The organism is Pseudomonas oplopanacis (genome assembly GCF_057128725.1).
Map to the genome: position 1 here is coordinate 446,462 of NZ_JBSKHV010000001.1, position 23,691 is coordinate 470,152.

The 23,691-nt window shown below is 60.6% G+C and carries 21 protein-coding genes; 9 read left to right on the forward strand and 12 right to left on the reverse strand.

The features are described 5' to 3' along the window. Position 1: 1 nt before the first annotated feature. From ACWKV5_RS02140 to yghU, 4 genes are all read left to right on the forward strand, one after another. Positions 2–1,216 carry a GNAT family N-acetyltransferase gene (locus ACWKV5_RS02140; RefSeq protein ID WP_483839960.1) on the forward strand — a complete coding sequence of 405 codons (1,215 nt, stop codon included), beginning with the start codon at positions 2–4 and terminating at the stop codon, positions 1,214–1,216. Beyond that, on the forward strand, positions 1,188–1,982 hold the full coding sequence (locus ACWKV5_RS02145) for a ChbG/HpnK family deacetylase (RefSeq protein WP_483839961.1): 795 nt from the start codon (positions 1,188–1,190) through the stop codon (positions 1,980–1,982). Before ACWKV5_RS02140 ends, ACWKV5_RS02145 begins: the two co-directional genes overlap by 29 nt. Positions 1,983–2,140: 158 nt before the next feature. After that, positions 2,141–2,833, forward strand: coding sequence for an N-acetyltransferase family protein (locus tag ACWKV5_RS02150; RefSeq protein ID WP_483839962.1), 693 nt, complete (start codon positions 2,141–2,143; stop codon positions 2,831–2,833). Between the two features lie 187 nt (positions 2,834–3,020). Beyond that, positions 3,021–3,863: a glutathione-dependent disulfide-bond oxidoreductase gene (gene yghU / locus ACWKV5_RS02155; RefSeq protein WP_483839963.1), complete on the forward strand. Its 843-nt coding sequence runs from the start codon at positions 3,021–3,023 to the stop codon at positions 3,861–3,863. 159 nt (positions 3,864–4,022) lie between these two features. On the opposite strand, the gene ACWKV5_RS02160 is transcribed toward yghU, so the two are convergent. Further along, positions 4,023–4,829, reverse strand: coding sequence for a class I SAM-dependent methyltransferase (locus ACWKV5_RS02160; protein WP_483839964.1), 807 nt, complete (start codon positions 4,827–4,829; stop codon positions 4,023–4,025). A gap of 168 nt (positions 4,830–4,997) precedes the next feature. Between ACWKV5_RS02160 and ACWKV5_RS02165 the strand changes: the two genes are divergently transcribed. After that, complete coding sequence (locus tag ACWKV5_RS02165; RefSeq protein WP_483839965.1) at positions 4,998–5,381, forward strand: hypothetical protein; 384 nt, start codon at positions 4,998–5,000, stop codon at positions 5,379–5,381. Positions 5,382–5,384: 3 nt separating this feature from the next. On the opposite strand, the gene ACWKV5_RS02170 is transcribed toward ACWKV5_RS02165, so the two are convergent. The 5 genes from ACWKV5_RS02170 to ACWKV5_RS02190 all read right to left on the reverse strand — a co-directional run bounded on the left by ACWKV5_RS02170 (position 5,385) and on the right by ACWKV5_RS02190 (position 13,853). Next, complete coding sequence (locus tag ACWKV5_RS02170; RefSeq protein ID WP_483839966.1) at positions 5,385–6,815, reverse strand: sigma-54-dependent transcriptional regulator; 1,431 nt, start codon at positions 6,813–6,815, stop codon at positions 5,385–5,387. Next, positions 6,784–8,277, reverse strand: coding sequence for a sensor histidine kinase (locus tag ACWKV5_RS02175; RefSeq protein ID WP_483839967.1), 1,494 nt, complete (start codon positions 8,275–8,277; stop codon positions 6,784–6,786). Before ACWKV5_RS02175 ends, ACWKV5_RS02170 begins: the two co-directional genes overlap by 32 nt. A 103-nt stretch (positions 8,278–8,380) precedes the next feature. Then, complete coding sequence (locus tag ACWKV5_RS02180; protein ID WP_483839968.1) at positions 8,381–9,391, reverse strand: SCO family protein; 1,011 nt, start codon at positions 9,389–9,391, stop codon at positions 8,381–8,383. Positions 9,392–9,411: 20 nt separating this feature from the next. Beyond that, on the reverse strand, positions 9,412–12,219 hold the full coding sequence (locus tag ACWKV5_RS02185; protein WP_483839969.1) for a multicopper oxidase domain-containing protein: 2,808 nt from the start codon (positions 12,217–12,219) through the stop codon (positions 9,412–9,414). Between the two features lie 185 nt (positions 12,220–12,404). Further along, positions 12,405–13,853 carry a sensor histidine kinase gene (locus tag ACWKV5_RS02190; RefSeq protein ID WP_483839970.1) on the reverse strand — a complete coding sequence of 483 codons (1,449 nt, stop codon included), beginning with the start codon at positions 13,851–13,853 and terminating at the stop codon, positions 12,405–12,407. 288 nt (positions 13,854–14,141) lie between these two features. On the opposite strand from ACWKV5_RS02190, the gene ACWKV5_RS02195 reads away from it, so the two are divergent. Genes ACWKV5_RS02195 through ACWKV5_RS02210 form a run of 4 tightly spaced genes read left to right on the forward strand, consistent with a single transcriptional unit; the run spans position 14,142 to position 19,761 of the window. Then, positions 14,142–15,488 (forward strand): hypothetical protein, encoded by a 1,347-nt coding sequence (locus ACWKV5_RS02195; protein ID WP_483839971.1) that lies wholly within the window; start codon positions 14,142–14,144, stop codon positions 15,486–15,488. Positions 15,489–15,523: 35 nt separating this feature from the next. After that, complete coding sequence (locus ACWKV5_RS02200) at positions 15,524–17,764, forward strand: Ig-like domain-containing protein (RefSeq protein WP_483839972.1); 2,241 nt, start codon at positions 15,524–15,526, stop codon at positions 17,762–17,764. A 59-nt stretch (positions 17,765–17,823) separates the two neighbouring features. Then, on the forward strand, positions 17,824–18,285 hold the full coding sequence (locus ACWKV5_RS02205) for a curlin (protein WP_483839973.1): 462 nt from the start codon (positions 17,824–17,826) through the stop codon (positions 18,283–18,285). Between the two features lie 27 nt (positions 18,286–18,312). Next, on the forward strand, positions 18,313–19,761 hold the full coding sequence (locus tag ACWKV5_RS02210; protein ID WP_483839974.1) for a curlin: 1,449 nt from the start codon (positions 18,313–18,315) through the stop codon (positions 19,759–19,761). Between the two features lie 868 nt (positions 19,762–20,629). On the opposite strand, the gene ACWKV5_RS02215 is transcribed toward ACWKV5_RS02210, so the two are convergent. Genes ACWKV5_RS02215 through ACWKV5_RS02240 form a run of 6 tightly spaced genes read right to left on the reverse strand, consistent with a single transcriptional unit; the run spans position 20,630 to position 23,690 of the window. Continuing rightward, entirely contained in the window at positions 20,630–21,487 is an 858-nt protein-coding gene (locus ACWKV5_RS02215) for a CsgG/HfaB family protein (RefSeq protein ID WP_483839975.1), read from the reverse strand. Between the two features lie 31 nt (positions 21,488–21,518). Continuing rightward, positions 21,519–21,938: a curli assembly protein CsgF gene (locus ACWKV5_RS02220; RefSeq protein ID WP_483839976.1), complete on the reverse strand. Its 420-nt coding sequence runs from the start codon at positions 21,936–21,938 to the stop codon at positions 21,519–21,521. Further along, on the reverse strand, positions 21,935–22,327 hold the full coding sequence (gene csgE / locus ACWKV5_RS02225; RefSeq protein ID WP_483839977.1) for a curli production assembly/transport protein CsgE: 393 nt from the start codon (positions 22,325–22,327) through the stop codon (positions 21,935–21,937). The genes ACWKV5_RS02220 and csgE overlap by 4 nt, the downstream gene beginning before the upstream one ends. Next, on the reverse strand, positions 22,324–22,863 hold the full coding sequence (locus ACWKV5_RS02230) for a type II secretion system protein (protein ID WP_483839978.1): 540 nt from the start codon (positions 22,861–22,863) through the stop codon (positions 22,324–22,326). The genes csgE and ACWKV5_RS02230 overlap by 4 nt, the downstream gene beginning before the upstream one ends. Continuing rightward, complete coding sequence (locus ACWKV5_RS02235; protein ID WP_027921386.1) at positions 22,838–23,212, reverse strand: type II secretion system protein; 375 nt, start codon at positions 23,210–23,212, stop codon at positions 22,838–22,840. Before ACWKV5_RS02235 ends, ACWKV5_RS02230 begins: the two co-directional genes overlap by 26 nt. Before the next feature lie 4 nt (positions 23,213–23,216). Beyond that, a complete protein-coding gene (locus ACWKV5_RS02240) occupies positions 23,217–23,690 on the reverse strand; it encodes a type II secretion system protein (protein ID WP_027921387.1) in 474 nt (157 codons plus the stop codon). Position 23,691 lies beyond the last annotated feature (1 nt).

The window sequence follows — 23,691 nt, forward strand, 5'->3', positions numbered from 1 at the left end:
TATGGCGGCACGATTGGAATGGCGCACGTCACTGTGCGCCGCTGACTTCCCGGCAGCGGCTTACGAAGCGCTGCGTCTGCGGGTGACGGACCACACGCCGTTCAACACGCTGGCCTGGATGGCCGCGTCTGAACAAGCATTGACCGCCGGGCAGCGCCTGCACGTGCTGCTGGGCTGGGAAGGCAATGAGTTGCAGTTGTGCCTGCCGCTGGTGGCGTCCGTCGAGCGGTTCGCCGGGCTGCCGTTTCGGACGCTGCATCACTTGGGTTATCCCCTCGCCGACCGTCTCGCCTTACTCACCTGCATGGACGCCGAGGACACGCGCAAGGCTTTGGTCGAGATCCGTAGACACTTGCCCCATGCCTTGCTGCAACTCAATGAGCTGTCGGAACCGGTCGGCGAAGAAAGCGTGCTGACGCAATGGATGGCCCACAGCTCGACCGGTGAACGCCGGCTCAGCTGCCGGGTGCCGGTACACCTGATCAGCGAGGCCGACCATCAGGAAGTCTCCGGCGACCCGCGCTACAAACTGCGGCGTGCGCGTAAACGCATCGCCGCGTGTGGCGCCCAGGTTCGACGGATCACCCCGGATGCCTCGACCATGGGCCCGTTGCTGCAGGCCATCAGCGAAGTTGAAGCGGTGAGTTGGAAAGGTGACGAAGGCGTCGGGATTTTCTCTGACGAGCGTCATCGGCAATGGATGGACCGCGCCTTCACCGCCCTCGCCGAACAAGGACTGGTGCGGGTGGTGGTGCTGGAACTGGACGGCCGTTGCATCAGCTACCGCCTCGGCTTGCTGGAGCAAGGTCGGCTGTACGATTACAACTTGGCCTTTCTGCCGCAATACGCCGATCTGGGCAGCGGCCGGGTACTGCTGGAAGAATGGATTCGCTGGGGGCTGGACGAGAACTGGCGCTGGATCGATGCCTCACGGGTCAGCCTGGAAAACTCCAGCCATCAACTGCACGAACGCATGACCGGACAGCTGGAACACTGGCGTTGGAGTTTCTATTCCTGGCGCCCGAGCGGTCTCGCATTGGGCCTGGCGTTGCGCTTCTGGCAGCGGCTCAAGCCTTTGTGGCAACAGTGGAAAGCCCGGCGTGCGGCAGCAGCGGTAAAACCCGCACCGGTTGCCGCGCCTGTCGCCAAAGCCGTCGAGCCGGCAAAAACCATCATGGAGAGCGAACATGCCTCGCCAAGTCATAGTCAACGCTGACGATTTCGGCCTCAGTGCCTGCGAAAATGCGGTGATCCTCGGGGCCTTCCAGGCCGGTGTCATCAGCTCCGCCACGGCCATGGCCAACATGCCGGCCTTCGAAGCGGCGTGTGTGATGGCGCGGCACCCGATGCTCGAAGGGCGGATCGGGCTGCACTTCAACCTCACCTACGGCCGGCCCCTTAGCCAGTCGATTCTGAATCGCAGGACGTTCTGCGACAGCGCCGGCGTGTTCGACCTCAACCTGCCCCGCCACCGTCTCTGGCTCAGTCGCCGGGATCGTGCGGCGGTGCTCGAAGAACTCGAAGCGCAATGGCAGCGTTGCCTGGACAACGGCGTACGCCCGAGCCATCTGGACTCCCATCAGCACGTACACAACATTTGGCCCATCGGTGAAATCGTCGCCCGCTTCGCTGCCCGTCAAGGCGTGCCGGTACGGCTGGCGCGCAACCTGGGGCAAAACCTGAGCCTGCCCAAACGCGTATTCAAGGAGCTGCTCAATCGGCGTCTAAACCACTTGGCCGGCGCCACCGCTGACTATGTGTGCACCCCGGTTGATCTGCGCAATGCGGCGCCGCCGCTGGATGGGTTGCTGGAGATTGTCGCGCACCCCAATCAGCTCGGTGCCGATTTTGGCGATGCTTATCTGGATCAGGGCGAGTCGTTGAGCGCCCTGCTGGAGCAGCGTTTGCCGGGGGTGGAACGCGTCGCCTACACCGTGGTGGGCAAGTCGTTCAGCGAGCGTGCGGAGGCGGTGCTGGAATAAAAAACAACACGGTTTTTTGACGCCTGAAATTGTGTCTGAACTGTTACACACGTTGAAACAAAAGGCCGGAGATGGCAGCGCCATGAAATGGCCACTGTGATCTATACCCACACTACATTCATCCACGCACGACCATTTCCTTCGTCAAGGAGGGCTTCATGAACGCACTCGACAAGCTTCGCGAACGCATCAAACAAAAAGGTCTGAGCCGCACATTCAACACCCTGTGGAAGCGCTATGTGTTTTTCCATTGGGAACTGCTGTGGATGGAGCGCGACCTGGTCAGTCCGGTGCCGCCGCACAAACTGCGTCCCTATTCGGGTTTACGCAAGGTGGACATCACCCCGGAAAACGCCACGGCATTTGCCAAGCATTTTGGTGACCGCGTCGGCACCATGGCCGAACTTGCCGCCGAAGGTCACACCGGGCACATGTACCTGGACGACGAAGGCCACGCCTGCGCGTTCATCTGGGGCAGCACCCGCGACTATCACGACCGTCACTATTACGGCTGCTGGTTCCCGGTCAAACCCGGTGAGTTCTTTGAATTCGGCGGCGAAATGACCCGCGCCTACTTCGGCACCAGCCTGTCGGTGGATGTCCAGGTCGCCCTGTGGGAAGCGATGCAGGCACAAGGCTGCAACAAGGTGGTGGACACCTGCGAAACCCACAACATCCCGGCCCTCAAGCTGCACATCCGCATGGGGTATCACGAACAGGGGCGCGTGACTCACGTCTATGGCCTGTTCGGCCGCTGGCGCTTCTACCGCCAATCCACCTATACCGGTTCACGCCTGGACCCACTGCGCAAACCGGGCCGGCCAGTGGTGACGAGTGCGGCGCAGGCTTGATGTCCGCTTGAGAAATGCGGTGTCAGTGACACCGCTTTCGTCGGAACGCCGCCCGGAGCCGGCTCGCTCCCACAGGGGATCTTCCAGGCCAGACATCAGTGACATCTGAACGACCTTCTGCCATGGTTCACAGCATTGTCCATTTGCAATCTGTGATCACAGCACGCCAACAATGGGGGTCCGTCTCATGAGCAAAGCGTCCTACATTCCGCCCAAGGTCTGGAAACACAACGCCCCGTCTGGCGGCGAATTCGCCAGCATCAACCGGCCAACCGCCGGGCCGACCCATGACAAGACCTTACCGGTCGGCAAGCATCCATTGCAGCTCTACTCCCTCGCCACGCCCAACGGCGTGAAAGTGACCATCCTGCTGGAAGAGCTATTGGCGCTTGGGCATACCGGCGCGGAATATGACGCCTGGCTGATCCGCATCAACGACGGTGATCAGTTCTCCAGCGGCTTTGTCGACATCAACCCGAATTCGAAAATCCCGGCATTGCTGGACCACAGCGCGAAGCCGCCGATCCGCGTTTTCGAATCCGGTTCGATCCTGCTGTATCTGGCGGAAAAATTCGGCGCTTTCCTGCCCACCGATGCGGCAGGACGCACCGAAACCTTGAATTGGCTGTTCTGGCAAATGGGCGCGGCCCCCTATCTGGGCGGCGGCTTCGGGCATTTCTATGCCTACGCGCCGGAGAAACTCGAGTACCCGATCAACCGCTTCACGATGGAGACCAAGCGGCAGCTGGATGTCCTTGATCGCCGACTGGCCGAAAGCGCCTACCTGGCGGGCGATCACTACACCATCGCCGACATTGCGGTCTGGCCCTGGTATGGCCAACTGGTGCGAGACAAGGTGTACTCGGCGGCCGAATTTCTGTCTGCACACGAATACACCCACGTGCAGCGCTGGGCGGAGGAAATCGCCAAGCGCCCTGCGGTCCTGCGCGGGCAGCGCGTCAACCGTACGTGGGGCGATGAGGAAAGCCAGGTGCCTGAACGGCATGAGGCTGATGATTTGAACACCTGAAAAAGGTTTGATGGCTGACAGATAAACCGTGGTGCGGCCATCGCGAGCAAGCTCGGCTCCTACAGGGATCTACGCCGGACACAAAATCTGTGCCTAGTGAAGATCAAAACTGTGGGAGCGAGCCTGCTCGCGAAGGGGCCGGAAGCGGCACTACTTTTCTCAGCGCTTCACCACCACCAACGAAAAACACATCGGCAACTGCGCCACCTGCCGCTCATACCGGTCATACAATTCCTCCCGATTCGAGTGCGGGTATTCCTTGAAGTGGCTGATCTGCAACCCTGCATCGAGGGCACCGGTGAAGATGTCTCCCAGGGTGTGAACAAACCAGTAGGACGCCGCAGCCTGCTGCTCGACCTTGCCTTCGTAAACAATCGGCTGATTCTGCACAAACGGCTCGCGGCGAAAATACGAGCTGTCGGGGCGATACGGATCAGCCGATTCGGGGTCGAACATTTCCAGGAACGGATGGGTTTCGTACACCACCAGCGCCCCGCCCGGCTTGAGGGTTTGCGCGACATGCCGCATGAACTCGCCAATGTCCGGCATCCAGTTCAACACGCCGATGGTGATCAGGGCCACGTCGAAACGCTGATGCAACGAGGTCGGTAAATGATGGATATCGGCTTCGATAAATTCAGGCTGATGGGGTGAGCGCGACGCCAACTCCCGCGCCTGATCGAGAAACGCTGCCGACTGATCGACCCCCACCACGCTGCGGGTACCCAGCGCATACAGCGAGAGACTTTCTCGGCCGTTGTTGCAGCCCAGTTGCACCACGTCCTTGCCATCGACGCCTACCTGTTCCAGCACCCCGGTCAACGTCGCATCCAGGCAGGTAAAATCCCTCTGCCCCACAGCACTCACCATCTCGTGCCATTCGCGGGTGTCTTTGTGATGTCGGGCGGAATCGTTCCACGCCTCGCGGTTGCTGGCGATGGCTTGTTCTTGCGTCGGCATTTCCATTGCACGCTCCAGATTCGGGTCTTGATTGACCGGCCCAAGTCTAGATCGAAGCGCTGAAAAAACCTGTTGGAATCTTGTAAACCGGCCATGGCGAACGCGCTACCCGTACGGCAGCTATAGTTAATGACCTTGGGGAATTGCGCGAAAACCGAATGCACAGGTGTTGCCATGAAAAAAACCGATCTGATGCTGTTCACTGTCTGCCTGACGCTGGCGAGCGTCGCCCACGCGGACGACAGCCTGACGCCGACCACCGACTACAGCAGTGAATTCAATTATTACGGAGCCGACCAGCCCTTTGCTCACCCGGTTCCGCCCTCCATGAACATCATTCCGCCGGGGTCGTACATCCCGACTTCGCCCCAGGATTTCGTGCCGATTTCCAGCGAGCACGTGTTCTACGATTCACGCTTGCCGACCATCGCCGATGCCTCCACCCGGGTGTTCATTCGCACGTACGACGCCGAGCACGGCGTGTATGTGAACGAAGAAGTCATCGACCCGGGCTGCCTGCTCGAATGCCTCAGTCGTCAGGGGCCTGTGCTGCAATAAGGTTCACCACTGGCGCTTATCCGGGCGTGCCAGGCCGAGTTTTTCGATCCGGTAACGCAACATGTCGCGGCTAAGGCCCAACAGCCGAGCGGACTTGGTGACGTTCCAGTCGGTCTTGTCGAGCATCTTGCGCACCATGTCGCGCTCGACTTCCGGCAGGTTCATCGACTCGGTGCCGCTGTAGACCGGGCGCGGCTCGTGGTGTTGCGGCTCATGCTGATACATCGGCGGGTCGTCCACCAGGCTCAGGCAGACGTTCAACTGATGCGCGGCGATGGTATCGCTCTGGGCCAGCAGCACGGTTTGCTCGAGCATGTTGCGCAGCTCGCGCACGTTGCCCGGCCAGCTGTAGCTCAGAAGCAGCTCTTCAGCCTGATCGCTGAAATGCAGGTTCGGCTTGCCATAGCGTTTGCCGTGAATCGACAGGAAATGCCGGGCCAGCAGCAGGATGTCTTCGCCACGGGCATACAGGCGCGGCACCTTGATGGAAATGATCCGCAGACGGAAGAACAGGTCACGGCGAAACTTGCCCTGCTGGACCATTTGTTCGAGGTTGCAGTTGGTGGCGCTGATGACCCGCAGATCGACCTTGCGCTCCTTCACCGCACCGACCCGGCGAATGGTTCGGTCTTCCAGCAGCTTGAGCAGTTTGGCTTGCAGTATCAGGTCCATTTCACCGACTTCATCGAGAAACAACGTACCGCCATCGGCCGCTTCCACCAGGCCAGTCCGGCGGTCCTTGGCGTCGGTAAAGGCGCCCTTCTCGTGGCCGAACAGTTCCGATTCCACAAGGTTGGACGGGATCGATGCGCAGTTGAATTCAATGAACGGGCCTTTGCTGCGCGGGCCGTCAAAGTGCAACGCCCGCGCCACCAGTTCCTTACCGGTGCCGGTCTCGCCTTCGACCAGCACCGGCGGCAGGTCGGTGTTGGCCATGCGGCGCTCGGCATCGAGCAATTGGGCGATGGTGTTCTTCAGGTAGTTCATCGGCGCCGATTCGCCGATCAAGGCCTGCACGCCGGACTTCTGCGCTTCGCGTTCCTGATAGAACGACAACGTGCGCTCCATGCGGTCCGTGGCCAGCGCCTTGTCGAGCAGCAGCTTGAGCTCGGGCAGGGCCACCGGTTTGGTGACGTAATGAAAAGCGCCCTCTTTCATCGCCACCACGGCATCTTCGACGTTGCCGTAACCGGTCATCATGATCACTTTCAGATCCGGCGCGCTGATGCGCAGCTTCTGGATCAGGTCGTGACCACTCATACCCGGCAACGAGTTGTCGGTCAGCACCACATCCGGGGCGAACGTACTCAATTGCTCCAATGCATCTTCAGCAGAGTGGCAGACCGTCACCTCGAAGTCTTTGCGCTCCAGGTAGGTCTGAATATTCTCGGCGAGGAGTTCATCATCCTCGACCAGCAATATGCTGTGCTCCATATTCCCCTCCCGTTGCCACTTTAAAATTGAGACAGACGCGGGTTCCCTCCTGCTCCTGGCTGGTCAGCTCGACCGAGCCTTCGAAACGCTCCATTATTCGTTTGACCAGGGCCAGGCCGACGCCCAACCCGCCTTGTTTGGTGGTGAAGAACGGCTTGAAGACCATCTGTTGCTGCTGCTTGGTCATGCCTTTGCCGGTGTCACTGAGGGTCATGCGCACTTGGCCGGGTTGTGGCTGTTCAATGTCGACGGTCAAGTGGCCGCCCTTGGGCATGGCTTCGAGGGCGTTGGCAAACAGGCTATTGAGAATTTGCGTGAGCAGCACCTGTTGGCTGACGACCGGTGGGCAGGTTTGAGGTGTGAAATGCACCTCCACGTTCGAACGTCTGATCAGCGCATCGAAAGCACTCAGGGTGTCATCGATGGCCAGCACCAGGTCGACCGTCTCGTAGTCATCATTCATGGGCCGCAACGACACCAGCAACTCCCGGACCCAACGCGACATGCGATCGACCTGGTTGATGATGTCGCCGATGTTCTTCTGCGCACTCTGGCTGGCGATTTCCTGGGCCAGTTCGGCGCTGGAGCGAATGTTTGCCAGCGGGTTGCGCAAACTGTGCGCCACCGCCGATGACATTTCCCCCAGTGCAACAAAAGTCTCATTGGTAATCAGTTGCTGTTGCTGGCTCTGCAGCAACATCGCGGCCCGGCGCACAATCCAGAACAACCCGAGGTAAATGACCAGGCCGCCGAGCACTGTCGCCATCCAGATTGCCTTGAAACCACGCTGGATGCGTTCCACCAGGTCCACCGGCTCCTTGTAGATCTCGACCATCGCGATCACTTTGCTTTTGTCGGCGTTGAACATCGGGATGTAGTTCTCGACGAACAGATATTTGGGCTCGCGCAACAGCATCTGTTCGGGACGTTCCTCGTCGATCTGGTGATAGCTGGTTGAGACGGTTTCCTTCATTTCAAAGGACTCGTCCAGTTCTTCGTCGCCTTCGACGCGCATACCGATCATTTGTGGATTGGTCGACCACACCACCGTGCGATCCAGGGCGTACACCACCGCCAGCAGCGTGTCCGGCAAGTGTTCGACATGATCCAGAAACTCTATGCGGGCCGAGGCACGGGAGCCTGGATCGACGTCGGGATAGGCATTGTCATCGCGCGGATCGAGCATTTCGCCCATGGTTCTTGTCGGGGTGATGCCAGCGTGGCGAATTTCCGCTTCACCGATTGCCTGGATGAATTGCGCGGTCAGCATGGAGTCACGTTCGATGCTCTCATCGACGACAAAACGCGTGGACACATAACCCAAACCCAGCGCCACGGCGGCAATGATCAAAAAGCTGCCCAGGGAAAACCAGCGCAGCAGATTGAACTGTCCCAACCGGTTCTGGCCCTCAGCTGCCGGGGTGGCCGGCGCAGGTGCTTTTTGTTGTTCTACTGTCGGCATAAGGGTGTCCTGAAATGCTCATATCAAGCCTGTTCAGCCGTGTCACGGATCAGTGTAGGTCGCATTGAACGTGCCTGACTGACCCAATGATAGTATTTCGCCGCTATTGCGCCTGCGCCGCTTGCAAAGGCTGCTGGCGCTCGGTTTCTTCCTGCAAAAAATCCACAATCGATTGCGCGGATTTCTCATCCAGGCGCAGGTTGGGCATCGGAATTTTGTCGAAGCGTTCAAACAGCTCCACGGCAATCGGGTCTTTCTCCTTGAGCATGCTGTCCGGCTCGCGAATCCAGCGGTTGAGCCATGCCGGGTCGCGCTGGCGGGTCACGCCGATCAGGTCCGGGCCGATGCTGCGCATGCCGAGGCCCTGCCCGTCCATCGGGCCCAGGCTGTGGCATGAAGCGCAGCGGGTGCGGAACAGTTCTTCGCCATTGCTTGGCGGGCGAATCTCCGGGGCGTTGGCATAGCTTTCTGCGACGCTTTCTTTTTTCCAGTTCTGCAAGGTGTTGGCCAACTGGTCGGCCAGAATCCACGGGTTCTCGAACGGTGAGGCTTTCATCCAGCGACCGGTGCTCTGGTTGCCAACGATCAGGCTCAGGTTGTGGTCCTTGCTGCGTCCGTTGTCGACGCCTTCAATGAACAGCCCGAGTTTCTTGCGCAGCTCAGTGACGTCGGCAAATTCCCCGGTGAGGAATTTCCAGCCGGGCCCGACCTTGAACCGTTGCGCATAGGACTTGAGCACTTCAGGTGTGTCGCTCAAGGGGTCGATGCTGATGGAGTAGAAAAAGATGTCCTTTCCGACCCGGTCGCCAAGCAGCTTTTGCACCTGGCGCAGGCGCGCGGTTTCCAGTGGGCAGGAGTCGCTGCACGAGGTGAAGATGAAGTTGATCACCACCACCTTGTCCTTGATCAGATCATCGAAAAAATGCACCTGCTGACCGTCCTGGTCGGTCAGCAGGGTGTTGGGGAAATAGTCGCCACCCCAGGGTGTCGCCGATTCCGTTGGCGCCAGCACACCCTCATGGGCCAGCAGCACCTGACTGGCCAGCAGACAGGCGACCAATACCAATATCAGGTGCATGCCCAGGGCGCGGGAGCGCGGCGTGTGCACGTTCATGTCGGCTCCCTCGCGGCGTTTCATTGTTTGACCGTCACTTTAGGGCCGAAGCCGTCGCCAGTGCGAAAGGTTGGCAGCGCGGCAGAGTTGACGTAGCGCACACCATCCCAGCTAGGCAGCGGTGTTGGCATCAACTGGAATTGCCCGGGTTTCTCAATGTCCCAACGCAGCAGCATCGAGTTGTCTTCGTGCTGGGTGTTGTGACAGTGCTCCATGTAGGTCCCGGCGAATTCGCGAAAGTTGATCGCCATCTCGACACTGTCCAGGCCGTCTTTTTCCGTGCCGATGCGGTACACGTCCTTACGTGCCCATTTTTCCCATTCCGGTGGTGCCTTGCCGCCGCGACTGAGGATGATCCCCTCCTCGAAGTGCACATGCACCGGGTGGCTCCAGCCACTGCCGCCGAGCTTGATGTTCCACACCTCCAGGGTGCCGAAACCGGCGGCCCCGGCATCGGTAGGACCGTTGGCCAAGTGAGTCGCAGTGTTCAAGCGGCGTGGGTCCATGTGGAAGCCGAAGCCGCCATCGGTCTTGACCGTCCACGGTGCTTCATCGGTGCCGTCGGAACGGCCGAAGGTGAAGGTGCGGTGACGAGCCTGGGCCAGCAGTGCCTTGTCGGCCGCATTGTCGCGATGGATCTTCAGCGGGATCATCACCAGGCCTTCAGGCTTGCCCGGTTTGGCCGGTTCGTAGGCTGCAGGGTCCATGGCCAGGTCTTGACCGGTGTAGGCCTTGACGTTGAGTTGCAACACCTTGCCCACCGCCGGGTCACCCTTGTCCCACTGCGGGCCTTTGCTGCCTTGTTTGATCACCGCCAGGTATTTCTCGGACAGTATGTCGCCCAACGGAATCGGCTCTTTCGGGCCTTTGCCATCGTCGTGGGCCAGCAGGTTGACGAAGAACAGCTTGTCCCCTGGCTTGATGCCGTTTTTCGCGAAGTTGACGATGATGTCGAAGCGCTCGGCGATGCCCTGGGTTGGCAGGATCGCGTTGTGGTTCTGTTTATCACCATCGGCATCGAGGTCCATGGAGCCGTCGAACGGCACGCTGTGTTCCATGATGTTGCCGTCGTTGGCAATCATGTGGAACGGCACGCGGGCATAGGACACGCCCGAGCCTTTAGGCCCCTGGAACTCGCCACTGGTGCCTTTGATTTCGCGTACCAGCGCCAGTTTGTAGTAACGCGATACCGAACCGTTGAGCATGCGGAACCGATAGCTGCGGGCGCGCACGTCCAGGGTCGGTTTCCACTGCCAGTTGACCAGCACCTGGTCACCGAGGAAGCCGTCGGTGTTGAAGGGGTTGAACCACAGCTGACCGCTCTGATCCCAGGCCTTGTCGGCGAACACCAGGTTGACGTCATAGTCGCGGTTACCCCACGGCAAGGCACTGCCACTCGGGAAGCGCAGGTTGACGCCGTCGTTCACCGATTCGTTACCGCGGTCCAGGGCGCTGTAGTAGTTCATCATCGCCGCGTTGCCCTTGTAGACATTCTGCGCGGTGAAATCGAGCATGTGGTCGTGGAACCAGTGGGTACTCATGGTTTCGCGCCAGTCGCCACGGATCTTGATCGTGCCGTTCTCGCAGGTTTTGCGGCTGGGGTTGACGTCATTGGTCCACAGGGTTTCGCCTGGCGAGCAAGGGAATGCCGCGCGTGGATCATGAGCGTCGGTGTTGATGGTGTCGTAGCCGGCCAACTGGATCGGCCAGCGATAGTCGTAATACTGGCCGGGGAAGAAAAACGCGTTGGCATAACCATCGCTTTCAGCCGGGGCGTGACCGTTGTGTTCGTGGGTACTGATGGTGTGCAAGCCAAAGCCCATGTTGGCGGCGGGGTCGATCGGCAAGCCGTTGTAGTGACGCATCAACACCGGTTGGCCGTAACGCACCATCAGCAATTTAGGCGGCAAGGTGCCGTCGAAGGTCCAGACCGAGTTGTGGTTCTGCACCGGCATGTTCGGGTGGAAACGCGCGTCGACACCTTTGGCGGTGCCATCGGTGGCCGCTACACCGGCGACGTTGTGATACAGGCCACCGGGGCCGAATTCGCCCACGGCGTAACCGTGCATCTGATGGCTGTCACGCCAGCCGCTGTTGAGCCTCGCCCCGGTTTGCACGGTTTTGTAGGCCACTTGCGGGTAGAACTCGTTCCAGCGCTGATGCGACCAACCCTTTCCTGGCGGACGACCTTCAGCCGACGAGCCGATGTGGCGGTTGAGGAACACTTCGATCTGCGCCTGCCATGGGTTGCGGTCCACCACGTTGGAGTACTGGCTGGGAAACGGAGTCAGCCCCGGTTGACGCATGAAGGCATCGAGTGCCGCGCTCGGTGGTGCACTGCGGGCGGCATTGGTCGGGTCCTGTTGTGGCAGCGGGCCGACCGCTGCCGGCGGGAAACCCAATGGCGCGGCCGGTGTGGTGGGGTCGAGTTTTTCCGGGCCGAACTCTTCGAACAGCACCAGTTGCTGAGTGAAGGGCTGGGCGCCAAACAACGGGCTCGGCTTGCCATTGGTGGGGTAGTTGAAACTGGTCTGCACCGCCGGCGGCAAGACGTTCTCTTTACGCGTATCGTCGCGGGTGCCTTTGACGCCATCGGGCAAATCGAAGGAATCCTGGTTGGCCTCCGGCATGGTCAAAATGGCGTTCAACGCCGTGGCTTCGTCAGCCGGTTCGTCGTAGTAGGCCGAGGGATCGGACGGTTCAGGCTGTCGCTCGTCATCGATCGGGCTGGCACGCAGATTCGCTGTGCCCAGCGTCATCGTCAGAAGGACGCCCAGAGGCGTCAACAGGCCAAGCCACTTGAAGGGATAACGCGCTTTTGTGTCCATCACCAGCCGCCTCGAAGTCATGAAGGGGGTGATGGGGGTTTTGCAAGGAGCTCGCCATATTTGTAACTGATTTATACGAAAGTATTAACACCCGCAAAAACAATGGCTTATCAACATCAATGTGCCATACCCGGAAAAACGACTGGGGCTTGACACCCGCTAACGGGGAAAGTTCATACCCAGTTTCAGGGAAAACGTTTAAACGACAAACGGACAGTCGTGCCCTCGCCTTCACGGCTGTCCAGGGTCACCCCGCCACCGAAACGGTCCATGATGCGCTTCACCAGCACCAGCCCGACGCCCAAGCCACCTTGCTTGGTGGTAAAGAACGGCCGGAACGCCATGCTGCGCTGCTCCTCGTTCATGCCTTTGCCAGTGTCGCTGACGCTCACACAAATACCTTTGTTGTCGATCGGCTCCAGCAGGATGGTCAGCGTGCCACCCTTGTCCATGGCTTCCAGCGCATTGGCCAGCAAGCTGTTGAGGATCTGCGTCAGCGCCACTTGCTGGCTCAACACCATCGGCGTCTCTTTTGGCTCGAACACCACGTGAACATCAGCCTTGGCGATCTGATGCTCGAAGGCCAGCATACTGTCATGCAAGCAGGCAACCAGGTTCACCGGTTCCGCTTCGTCATTGAGCGGTCGCAAGGATTGCAGCAGTTCCCGTACCCATTTCGACATGCGGTCGACCTGACCGATGATGTCGTTGATGTTCTTGCGGGCCGGGCCACTGTCGAACTCAAGGGCCAGCTCGGCGCTGGAACGAATGGTCGCCAACGGGTTGCGCAAACTATGGGCAACCGCTGAAGACATCTCCCCGAGGGCGACAAAGGTTTCGTTGGTGATCAGTTGTTTTTGTTGCGTGGCCAACAGAATCGCTGCTCGCCGCACGATCCAGTACAAGCCCAGATAGATCAGCCCGCCACCCAGGGCCGTGGCCAGCCAGATCAGGGCCAGACCACGCTCCATGCGGTCGATCAGGTCCTTGGGCTCCTTGTAGATCTCGACCATCGCGGTGACGGTGTCGCGGTCGGCGTCGAACAGCGGGATGTAATTCTCGATGAAGATGTAGTCCGGCGGCGTGACGAACTTTTGCTCCATGCGCGCCTTGTCGACGTTGTGATAGCTGGCGGACACCGGAGTCTTGGAGGCGAACGCCTGATCGAGGTCCTCGTCGGCATGGATCGTGGTACCCATCAATTCCGGGTTGGTGGACCAGATCACCATGCGGTCCGGGGAGTAGATATTGGCCAGGATCACATCGGGCAAATGCTGGATGTGGTCGAGGAACTCACCCCGGGCACTGGCACGGGCCTGCGGGTCCACATCGGGAAAATCCTTGTCTTTGCGCGGGTCGAGCAACTCGCCCATGGTCCGCACATTGGGAATCGACACATGGCGCACCTCGGCCGAGGCAATCGCTTCAATGAATTGCGAGGTCAGCAACGCATCGCGCTGCACGCTCTCGGTGATCACAAAACGCGTGGACACCGCGCCCAGCGCCAGCGCCACCGTGCCGATCACCGCCATGCTGATCAGCGAAAACCAGCGCAGCAGATTGAACGGCTGTTTGCGCGAACTCAGGCGAATGTCGCCCTCTTCTTTGAGCAGGGCTGTGGCTTGAATAGTCATGGACGAGGTTCCCGGGTGCTCCCTATAGGGTTATAGCCCACTGCCCGATGTTTGCCCGGCTTCGGGTTTTGTCCCCCCCACTTTCCCCGCTTGCCCCACTGCCCCGATCGACCCCCAAAACTGGGGACAGTCGCCCGCTTCAACGCCCGGAGTGATTTTGCCGCAGCAGTGCCACACGCAGCCCCTGCGGGCCTGTCGTGACCGTTTTCAAAGATTGGTATGGAAGTTGCCGAAGCCCTCTCAACTGACCCACCCCCGCGGGCAGGTCTTCTGATAGAGGGAATACTCATGCACCCTTTACTGTCCAAAACCACGATCGCCCTGATCGTGTCCGCTCTGGCCCAAGGCGCTGCGCAGGCGGCGCTGTTTGCCGTCGACACCGGACCTTACCTTCCCGCCAACGGCAATTTCGCCGCCTGGTATCAGGATACGCACGGCCGCACCCTTGATCTGTGCCTGTCCAAGGCCGTCAGCTCCAGGGTGGCCAGTGCCCCGGGCGCCCCGACTTACATGTGCTCGTTGATCCCCACACCGGGTGTTTTCGACGACACCCAACCGATGGTCTTCCCGACCAACTTTCCCGACGAAGCGTTCTGGGCGACCGGCGAAACCACCATCGTCGATGCCGCCCGAGGCATCGACCTGACCTATGTTTCTGCGGTGGAAGCAGCCTTCAGCGGCGGCGACCCCGTGGAAGGCGACCAGATCAGCTTCGCACGCATCCGCATCCGCATCGACGTGCCCACCGCCGGGACCTATGTCATAACCCACCCCTATGGCGTCGATGTGTTCACCGTCGATACCCCCGGGCGGCGGGCGATCAACATGACCCGGGACATCGGCATCGGCGCAGCGAAAACCTATGACGGCGCGCTCAAGGGCGATGTCGGACCGTTCCTGCGCAGCGTCAACGGCCCCTACACCGAGACCAACCCGATTAGCGGTGCCGCCGAACAATTCGTCGGCGACCCGAACCTCACGGAAGCCGTCACCGGCAGTCCGTTCAACACCAACTACGTGCGTATCGAAGGCCCGAATGGCATTGACCTGCGCACAGACCTCTTTGCCGTCTCCGGCAAGCTGTCGACGGTGGTTCGGCCAACCCCGGTCATTGCCCAGCGCAGCACCTACTCACGGCATGCCGGTACCAGCGCACCGGTGGCTCAGCAGGACGTCTTCGTCATGGCCCCGCCCGCACCGGCGACTGTGACCCTGGACAGCAACAACCCGGTGTTGAACTTCACCGAAGCCGACAGCACCGGTCATTGGTACACGCAGTCGTCGACCAATCCGTCGTTGCCAAACACTCTGCAAGTGACCGCCGACAACCACCTGGCCATCGCCAGCAGCACGCCGACGATCCTGCCCATGCCCCTGTCGGACCTGGTGGTGATTTCCCGTGCCGAGTACAGCCTGGGCACCGGCCAGATCACCATCGTCGCCTCGACCAGTGATGAAACCTCGCCACCGGTGCTCAACGCCACCTCGGGTACCGGGGTCGCTATCGGCGCCCTCAGCGGCGATGGCGCCGTGAAAAGCCTGGCCACCGGCATTTCGCCGATTCCGCCGGCCAAGGTTCGGGTGACGTCATCCAATGGCGGCAGCGACACCGAAGAAGTGGTCATCGTGCAATGAACGCTCACATGCCCAGATCCTCATCAGGAGGCATCATGAACAATTGGCCACGCCTGGCGCTCAACGCCCTGGGACTGACTCTATCGCTGTCCGGCAGTGCTTTCGCGCAACTCGCTGCCGTCGACCCCGGCCCCTATACCTTTGCCTCCGGGAAATTCCCGATCTGGTATCAGGACAACAATCTGCTGTCGATGGAGCTGTGCCAGTCCAAAGCCGTCAGTTCGCGGGTAGGCGCCTCTGTACCACCCGCCTACATGTGCACCCTGCTGCCGGCACCGGGCATTTTCGACGATGCCCAGCCGATGGTGTTCCCGGATAACTGGCCAGACGAATCCTTCTGGTTCCTCGCCGAGACCACCATCCCCAACAACGCCGCAGGCTACGGGATGGACGCCTACGTCGCCGGGATCGAGGCTGCATTTGCCGGCGGGGACCCGCTCGACGGTGATCAGATCAGCTTCGCGCGGATCCGCATGCGGATCAACATTCCCGTCGCCGGTACCTACACCATCACCCACCCTTACGGCGTGGAAACGGTCAACGTCACCACCCCCGGCCGTCGTGCGATCAACATCACCCGAGACGTCGGCGTCGGAGCGCCTGGGGTCTTCAGCGGCGCGGTGAACGGTGATATCGGGCCATTCCTGCGCAGCGTCAACGGCCCGTATACGGAAGTGAACCCGGAAACCGGCGCCGTCGAAACCTTCGTCGGCGATCCGAACCTCACCGAAGCTGTGACCGGCAGCCCCAACAACACCAACTTCGTGCGCATCCAGGGGCCGGCCGGGACTATCCAGGCCAACCTCTTCACCCTGTCCGGCAAAGTGCTCGACAGCCGTGCGCAAACACCGGTGGAAATCAGCCGCGCCACGTACCGGCGTACCGGCGGAACGGGTGGGAGCAGTACCCGCGTCGAAGTCTTTGGTAAAGCCAACAACGGCTCGACCCTGTGCTTCCGCGAAAGCATCGCCCTGGTCCCCGGCCCGCCTGTTTCGCCTTGCCAGACCACCATGGTCGGCGATAACAACGGCCTGTTCTTCGGCCAGCACCTGCTGGCCAATGGCGCCGTGCCGCCTGTCGTGGTGATCACTGCCACCAACCCGACCGGTTCAACCCGTCCGACCTCCGTGTCGAGCAAACTCACCGACGTGGTGAAAATCCAGACCGCTCGCTACAGCTGGAGCAATCACAGCCTGCTGATCGAAGCCACCTCCACCGACGAAGTGGGCATACCGGACATGGTCGCCCAGGGTTACGGACGGCTATCGAAGAGCGGCACGCTGCAGCGCTTGACCATCCCGGATCTGCTGCAGCCACCGGCCACCGTGACGATCAAGTCGGCCGCGGGCGGCAGTGACACCGAGCCGGTCGTGGTGGTCGGCACCGCTCCGGACTCTGGCCAGAACAAGGCGCCGATCGGCGTTGCCGATGTGGGCAGCACCACCTTCGGCGTGCCAGTCACCCTCAACCTGCTGGCCAACGACAGCGACCCGGATGGCAACACACCGCTGAGCGTCACCGCGCTGACACAACCGGCCGCTGGCCAGGGCACCGTGGCATTGGCCGTCAACAACGTGGTCTATACCCCGCCCGCCGTCGTCAATGCACCGTTGACCACGACCTTCACCTACAAGGTTCAAGACGCCAAAGGCCTGGCCTCGACCGACCCTGTGACCGTGACCGTCAGCGTGGCGCCTAACCAGTCTCCGGTGGCTGTCAACGACAGCGTCTCGACCCAGGCTGCGCCGGTCACGATCAACGTGTTGGCCAACGATACCGACCCTGAAGGCAACTTGCCGCTGGCCGTCGCCAGCCTCACCCAACCGGCAGCAGGTCGCGGCAGTGTCGCCATCAACGGCACAGCGATCACCTATACGCCTCCGGCTGCTGTGCTGCTGCCTTTCACCACGACCTTCACCTACATCGCCCGGGACAGCTTCGGCGCCCTGTCGGCTCCGGCCACGGTCACCGTGCAGGTGTCGCCACCGCTGGTCCTTGAAGTCTTCAACGTGACGGCTGCCACGGTCACCGCCCGTGCCGGCAACCGCTTCACCTGGAACTTCACCGGCACCTCGTCGACGGTCGCTGGCAACACGGTCACCGTCCAGGTCACCACACCGGCCGGGCTGGTCACCCTGGGCACCGCCAACGTGGCGATCACCGGACGCTGGACCCTGACGGTCACCAACACCACGGTCGCCCCATCGCTCAACCCGACGGCCACCATCCGATCAACCCCGGGCTCGGTGCGCAACGTCTCCGTCACCGTGCAGTAAACGCTCGCCCCACCGTCCGCAATGGCCGGTGGGGCAAGCCCTCAACCAAGGACTCACCCATGAAAACGTCGACCGCCGCCCTGCTCTGCCTGCTTCTGCTTTGCGGTAGCGCGGGTGTGCGCGCCGATGACTTGATGGACAACGACGACCTCGGCCCCGGCGGCGACCTGGGCGAGTTACCCCCACCGGTTGGCCAGCACGCGCTGATCGACCAGAACGGCCAGGCCAACATTGCGCTGGTGCAACAGAACGGCCAGTCGTTGCTCGGCAATATCGTCCAGTCGGGCAGCAATCAGGAGGCTTACATCCTGCAACAAGGCAACGACCTGATGGCAATGATCAACCAGCAAGGTTCCGGCAACGATGCCTCGATTACGCAAACCGGCAGCCACAACCGTGCGCAGATTTCCCAGAACGGCAATAACAACGACGCCAGCATCGTACAGGCCGGCACGGGGCTCTCCAGCGCCGTGACCCAGTCCGGGAACGGCATGAGCGTCTCCGTCAAACAATATCGCTAAAGCACTGCACCACTTGGAGGTTCCATCATGTTCAAATTAATGCCCCTCACCGCCGCCATACTGGTCATCCTCAGTGCCCAGGCGATGGCCGACGACAGCACGTCCATCCAGAACCAGAACGGCGATGCCAACATCGCCAACGTGAAACAGACCACGGCCAGTTTCAGCACGTCCACCCAGCAGCAGGCGGGTACGGGCAACGATGCCGCGACCTTGCAGGACAACGCCACCGGCACTATCGAGCAGACCCAGGTCGGTGACTACAACGCCGGCTACGGTGAGCAGCTGTATGACAGCGGCAGCACCATCACCCAGCAGCAGGTCGGCACGTTCAACACCAGCCACGCCAGCCAGTCGATTGGCGTCGGCGCCAGCCAGGCGTTGCAACAACAACTGGGTAACGGCAACTTCTCGTTTATCTACCAGGACAGTCAGGACGGCAGCACCGCCACGACCTTCCAGCAAGGCGACAACAACGAAGCCAACATCGAACAGATGGAACTGGGCGTGGAGAACACCGCGTCCATCATCCAACTCGGTAACACCAACTACGGCACCGCCGAGCAGGTGTTCCACGAAGGTGGCCAGATCAACATCAATCAGTCGGGCAACGATAACTATGCCTATGGCGATCAACGCAACGGACTGGGCGGCACAATAAGCATCAATCAACTCGGCGATGGCAACGGCAGCGAAGTCTGGCAAGACAGCCAGACTGCCAGCCAGACCACCATCCAACAGATCGGGCAAACCAACGAAACCGTGGTCGACCAGAGCTTCGGCCAAAACAACGTGGCGACGGTGCTGCAAGTCGGCGACCTCAACGCGATCTATGCCGACCAGTTCGAATCCCTCGGCTCGACCGTCGCGCTGTATCAATCGGGCACCGGCAACGTGCACTTCACCTATCAAAGTGGCGACAGCCATGTGCTCAACGCGAACTCGGTGGGTACCGGCAACAAAGTCTACGCCAGCAACTGGAAAGGCCCGCAAACGGGTGGTCAGTTCGGCAGCAACCAGCGTGCGACCGTCAACCAGGTGGGCACCAACAACGTCGCCAACTTCACCCAGAACGGCGCCGGCCACATCATGACCACCAACCAGTCCGGCACCGGCAACACCACCAAGGTCAACCAGGCCGACTCCTACAACGAGCTGTACTTCGACCAGAACGGCAGCGACAACATCCTCATCGCCGACCAGCGCGGCACCACCAACCTGGCCCAGGGCAGCAGTAATGGTGTTGGCAACAGCACCGAGTTCGACCAGTCCGGCAGCGGCAACCAGGCCTACACCACACAGTTGTATGGCAGCGACAACATGATCACGGTCAAACAAGCCGACACCATGAACGTGGCCTATGTGACCCAGGGCGGCACCGGCAACATTGCCAGTGTTGATCAAAGCGGCGTAAGCCAGACCGCCACCGTGCAGCAGTTTGGTAACGCCAACTCGGCAACGGTGTTGCAGCAATAATCGCAAGGCGTAAAAAACCGCGGCCTTTGGTGAAGGGTCGCGGTTTTTTTGTGCGTGCCTGGTGGGGGTGTGGTGGTAGTTAGGCCGCTTTCGCGAGCAAGCTCGCTCCCACATTTCGATCGGGGCTGGCCTGAAAATTTGGTGTCGGTTGTTGTGTCGGAAGGCTGGGAGATAGGCTTTGCCCGTCGCTGCAAATTCAGCGACACCGTGATCAAAGAAATCCCGAATCCCCTGTGGTAGCGAGCTTGCTCGCGATGACGGTGTGTCAATCGCCATCAACGTTGAATGTGAGTCCGCTATCGCGAGCAGGCTCGCTCCCACAGTTGGATTGGGTGTATCTGGTGGAGATTGGTTGGCTGTGAGTCCGTCTTCGCGAGCAGGCTCGCTCCCACAGTTGGATTGGGTGTATCTGGTGGAGATTGGTTGGCTGTGGGTCCGTCTTCGCGAGCAGGCTCGCTCCCACAGTTTTAAATCGGCCTACACCCGCCGCTTCTCACCACTCAACAGGCCGAGCGTTAGCTCGCCTGAAAGCTTTTGATCTTTGGCTTTTGATCTACCGCCCCCTCGGGAGGCTGAGTGGAGGTGTGCATCCGGGGAGTGGCGCGCAGCGCCGTTCGACGCAGTCGAACACGCTGCATGTAGGTCGTAGCGAAGCAGACCGGAGGGCAGTGTCCCCGGATGGATACCGGAACGAAGGAACGCCGAGCCTAAGCGAGGGGCCGGACGCTCGGGGCGAGCCTTTTTGGGTACTTTTTTGGCGTTTGAAAAAAGTGCCTCGCCGTAAGGGCGAAACCGCCAGCGGCCGTTACCGCAGAAATGGATATGTACACCAAGGGAAAAACCAGGTCGGCCCGAAGGCCGCCTAGGTTCACTCACTCTCCGGATCAACCTTGGTCTGGGTCAGGTACCGGTCAAGCGTCGCATCGGCCTCCGGCGTGTTATCCCCTGCCACCTGCCACAAATGCCGCTCAATCCCCTGCGCCAGCAAATGCCCAACGGCCGCCTCGATCGCCGACAACACACACAACTGCGCCGGCTCGTTCGTGGTGTAACCGACTTCAGCTTCGAGCAACTTCTTGAACTCGATAAACTTGAACACCCCGGCACTACGGCTCACCGAATAGATCGTCTTGCTGGTCATCACGTTAGCCAACACCTGCCCACTGCGCACATCCACCGCCCGCAAGTTCACCGTGACCTGATCCACCCGGTACTCCCGGGAAATATCGATCCCCAGATAACGCGCCCCTTCCCCGCCACTGCGCACATTGGTGTCATAAGCAATGATCCCACCCTCAAGCATCATGTTCGCCGCTTGCAATGGAGGCAGTTCACCCTGGATATTCACCGGCGTATTAGCCTTTTTCTGCGAAGCGCGAATGATCTTGCGCTCGGTCAGCAGGTTCTGCAGCCCTTCCCGCTCCAGCACCACAAACCAGCCGCTGGACTGCAACGCATCCATCAACATGCTCGCCGCGCCCTGGGTCACGCTGGTTGAAAACGAACTGGCCGGGGTCGGTTTGTATTGCCCGGTCTGGTCGCGGAAACCGTACACCACCGCCATCAACCGGCCCTTGGGTCGAGGCATGGCCAGCAAATCGTAATAGGTCGACGCCCGTGGTGTCAGGGTCGGAGTCTTGGTGTCCTGCTCGGCCGACATCGGCTCGCGCAAACCACACCCTTGTAAGGTTGCCAACATCAGCCCTAGCGCAATTATTTTTTTCATGTCCCTAACTCCCCATCGACCCAAAGCCCTTTTAAGGGGCCAGGCCATTCACCTGGATTTCCGACACTTCACCGGTCGATCGGTCCGTCACTTCAATGGTCAGTGCACCGGAATCATCGACAACGTTGACAATAAAAGCGTCGGTAGAAAGGCTCCCCGAGTTACCGGAGGAAATGTTGTCCAGCACTTGCCCCAGCAACCGCGATTGCAGCTGACTGGTGAATCGCTCCAGGGCCGAAGTGCCGGCGATAGCGGTGCGATTTTTCAGGTCCGGATCGTCGTAGTCGTTCTGCGCCTGAGCGTTGTTGAGCAGCCAGGTGCCGTTCAACGGGTTGCCGCCGAACGAAGGGTTGATGGGTGTGTACACCAGCTCCGTGGCCTGGACCAGGCTGGCGCTGCCCAGCCCGAGCAGTAAAATGCCGGTGCACTGCAAGAACGTTTTCTTTTTCATAATTCGTCCCTCTCCAGGTCCGTAGTGTCTTGCAACAAGGCCTCCAGCTTCTGCTGGGCTATCTGTGCGCGAACCACGTCGGCGGCCTGATAGGCGTCGTCCTGGAGGTCCACGGTATTCGGCGGCAAGAAACGCCGATAAACCAGTCGCTGCCGATATTCCACGGTCACCAGGCTGCCCCAGCGAGCCGAAGGTCGTTCACGCACCACCAGGTTGAAATCCATCGGGCTGGTCGCGCGCAGACGTTCACTGAACGAGTAGTAAAAGTCGTGGCCGATGTGCGAGATCGTGTCATCGACAATGAAACCGAGCATTTCCTCGTCTTCGCCGGCACTGGCGAAGGACGCCACGCAGGTGAGGATCAGGGCCGCGAGCCAGTGTCTGTTCATGGCGATAGCGCCTGAGGCGTTGAGGACTGGGCTTTCGGCGGGCCAGAGGTGCCGTCGAGGAAGGCCTTCTCGGCCACGAACTGCCAGTCTTTGTAGCTGGCCATCCCGACGAAATCCGACCACTGGCTGGGAAAATCAGTCTGCTTGAGCGGCGTGTCCGTCGAAGGGCTGTTGAGGCCGGTGATGCGCCCGTCGAAACCGCGCATCAGCGTCCACTCACCCCCGCCAATCGGGTCCGGGTACAGCTGGCGCAGATGATGTTTGGGCGATGGAAAACGCTCGTCCTGCAGCAGGTCCGCCAATTCTTTCGGGTACTGCGCCAGGCCTGGCGAACTGCGGTAGTAGCTGCGCAGGGCCTGGGCGTACTGCGTGCCGACCCACAGCAACTGACGCTCCCGATCGCGGCGCGAGGCGGTTGCCCACAACTCGCCGGCGCTGGCCAGCCCCATGCCCATCACCATGATCAGGAACAGCACGCCCAGGTAGGTGAACCCCGCCTCGTCGGTCGGCTTACCACTCAGAATAAAGGCTGCCATCACGCGCCCTCCCTGTGGCTCCACTTTTGATATCAGCCACCCCGCCCGCCACGCCATCCGGCGGCGCGACCAGCACCCAGGTGTCCTTACGCTCGGCAATCGGGTCCATCGGCGCGTTGCGCAGGTAACGCTGTTCGATCAGTTGATCGAGGGAATCGGGGTAACGCCCGGTGTCGCCGTAGTAGTGATCCAGTGCTTCGCGCATGGCCGACAGGCTCTGGCGCAAAGTGGTTTCCTTCGACGTTTCGAGGCTGTTGAAATAGCGCGGCAAGGCGATGGTCATCAGCGTCGCGATGATTGCCATGACCACCATCAGTTCCAATAAGGTAAAGCCCTTTTGCCGACGCATATGCTCACCACTCCCGGTAGGCGATGCCGTTGAGACCCTTGCCCCGGGCCTTGGAGTAAACGTCAAAGACGTCTTCACCTTCACGCGGGTTTTGAGCCGTACTGTCATAAGAGCGCAAGCCCCAGCCACCTTCGTCGTCACGCTTGACCGCCGTCAGCGGGTCATGAGGCACGCGGCGCAAAAAGTAGAACTTGGCGCCCTTGGCACTGCGCACATCACGCACGCCTTCCACTAGCACTTGAAGATTGGGTGGATAGCCGCTGCTGTTCAGCGACTTCTCGATATAGCCGGCGTCAAAGGCGCGCTTGTAGGCGTCGATGGCATCGCGAATCTGGTACAGCGCGGTGCGCAGGTCCTGCTCTTTGCCCCGGCGCACCACGGTCTCGGTCAGCGGCGCGGCCATACCGGCCAGCAGGCCGATCAGGGCCAGCGTCACGACGACTTCGATCAAGGTAAAACCGCGTTGCGAGGCGTTCATG

Bases quoted from the DNA above. Each gene is read 5' to 3' on its own strand.
- ACWKV5_RS02140 (WP_483839960.1), top strand. From the start codon at position 2: ATGGCGGCACGATTGGAATGGCGCACGTCACTGTGCGCCGCTGACTTC.
- ACWKV5_RS02145 (WP_483839961.1), top strand. From the start codon at position 1,188: ATGCCTCGCCAAGTCATAGTCAACGCTGACGATTTCGGCCTCAGTGCC.
- ACWKV5_RS02150 (WP_483839962.1), top strand. From the start codon at position 2,141: ATGAACGCACTCGACAAGCTTCGCGAACGCATCAAACAAAAAGGTCTG.
- yghU (WP_483839963.1), top strand. From the start codon at position 3,021: ATGAGCAAAGCGTCCTACATTCCGCCCAAGGTCTGGAAACACAACGCC.
- ACWKV5_RS02160 (WP_483839964.1), bottom strand. From the start codon at position 4,829: ATGGAAATGCCGACGCAAGAACAAGCCATCGCCAGCAACCGCGAGGCG.
- ACWKV5_RS02165 (WP_483839965.1), top strand. From the start codon at position 4,998: ATGAAAAAAACCGATCTGATGCTGTTCACTGTCTGCCTGACGCTGGCG.
- ACWKV5_RS02170 (WP_483839966.1), bottom strand. From the start codon at position 6,815: ATGGAGCACAGCATATTGCTGGTCGAGGATGATGAACTCCTCGCCGAG.
- ACWKV5_RS02175 (WP_483839967.1), bottom strand. From the start codon at position 8,277: ATGCCGACAGTAGAACAACAAAAAGCACCTGCGCCGGCCACCCCGGCA.
- ACWKV5_RS02180 (WP_483839968.1), bottom strand. From the start codon at position 9,391: ATGAACGTGCACACGCCGCGCTCCCGCGCCCTGGGCATGCACCTGATA.
- ACWKV5_RS02185 (WP_483839969.1), bottom strand. From the start codon at position 12,219: ATGGACACAAAAGCGCGTTATCCCTTCAAGTGGCTTGGCCTGTTGACG.
- ACWKV5_RS02190 (WP_483839970.1), bottom strand. From the start codon at position 13,853: ATGACTATTCAAGCCACAGCCCTGCTCAAAGAAGAGGGCGACATTCGC.
- ACWKV5_RS02195 (WP_483839971.1), top strand. From the start codon at position 14,142: ATGCACCCTTTACTGTCCAAAACCACGATCGCCCTGATCGTGTCCGCT.
- ACWKV5_RS02200 (WP_483839972.1), top strand. From the start codon at position 15,524: ATGAACAATTGGCCACGCCTGGCGCTCAACGCCCTGGGACTGACTCTA.
- ACWKV5_RS02205 (WP_483839973.1), top strand. From the start codon at position 17,824: ATGAAAACGTCGACCGCCGCCCTGCTCTGCCTGCTTCTGCTTTGCGGT.
- ACWKV5_RS02210 (WP_483839974.1), top strand. From the start codon at position 18,313: ATGTTCAAATTAATGCCCCTCACCGCCGCCATACTGGTCATCCTCAGT.
- ACWKV5_RS02215 (WP_483839975.1), bottom strand. From the start codon at position 21,487: ATGAAAAAAATAATTGCGCTAGGGCTGATGTTGGCAACCTTACAAGGG.
- ACWKV5_RS02220 (WP_483839976.1), bottom strand. From the start codon at position 21,938: ATGAAAAAGAAAACGTTCTTGCAGTGCACCGGCATTTTACTGCTCGGG.
- csgE (WP_483839977.1), bottom strand. From the start codon at position 22,327: ATGAACAGACACTGGCTCGCGGCCCTGATCCTCACCTGCGTGGCGTCC.
- ACWKV5_RS02230 (WP_483839978.1), bottom strand. From the start codon at position 22,863: ATGGCAGCCTTTATTCTGAGTGGTAAGCCGACCGACGAGGCGGGGTTC.
- ACWKV5_RS02235 (WP_027921386.1), bottom strand. From the start codon at position 23,212: ATGCGTCGGCAAAAGGGCTTTACCTTATTGGAACTGATGGTGGTCATG.
- ACWKV5_RS02240 (WP_027921387.1), bottom strand. From the start codon at position 23,690: ATGAACGCCTCGCAACGCGGTTTTACCTTGATCGAAGTCGTCGTGACG.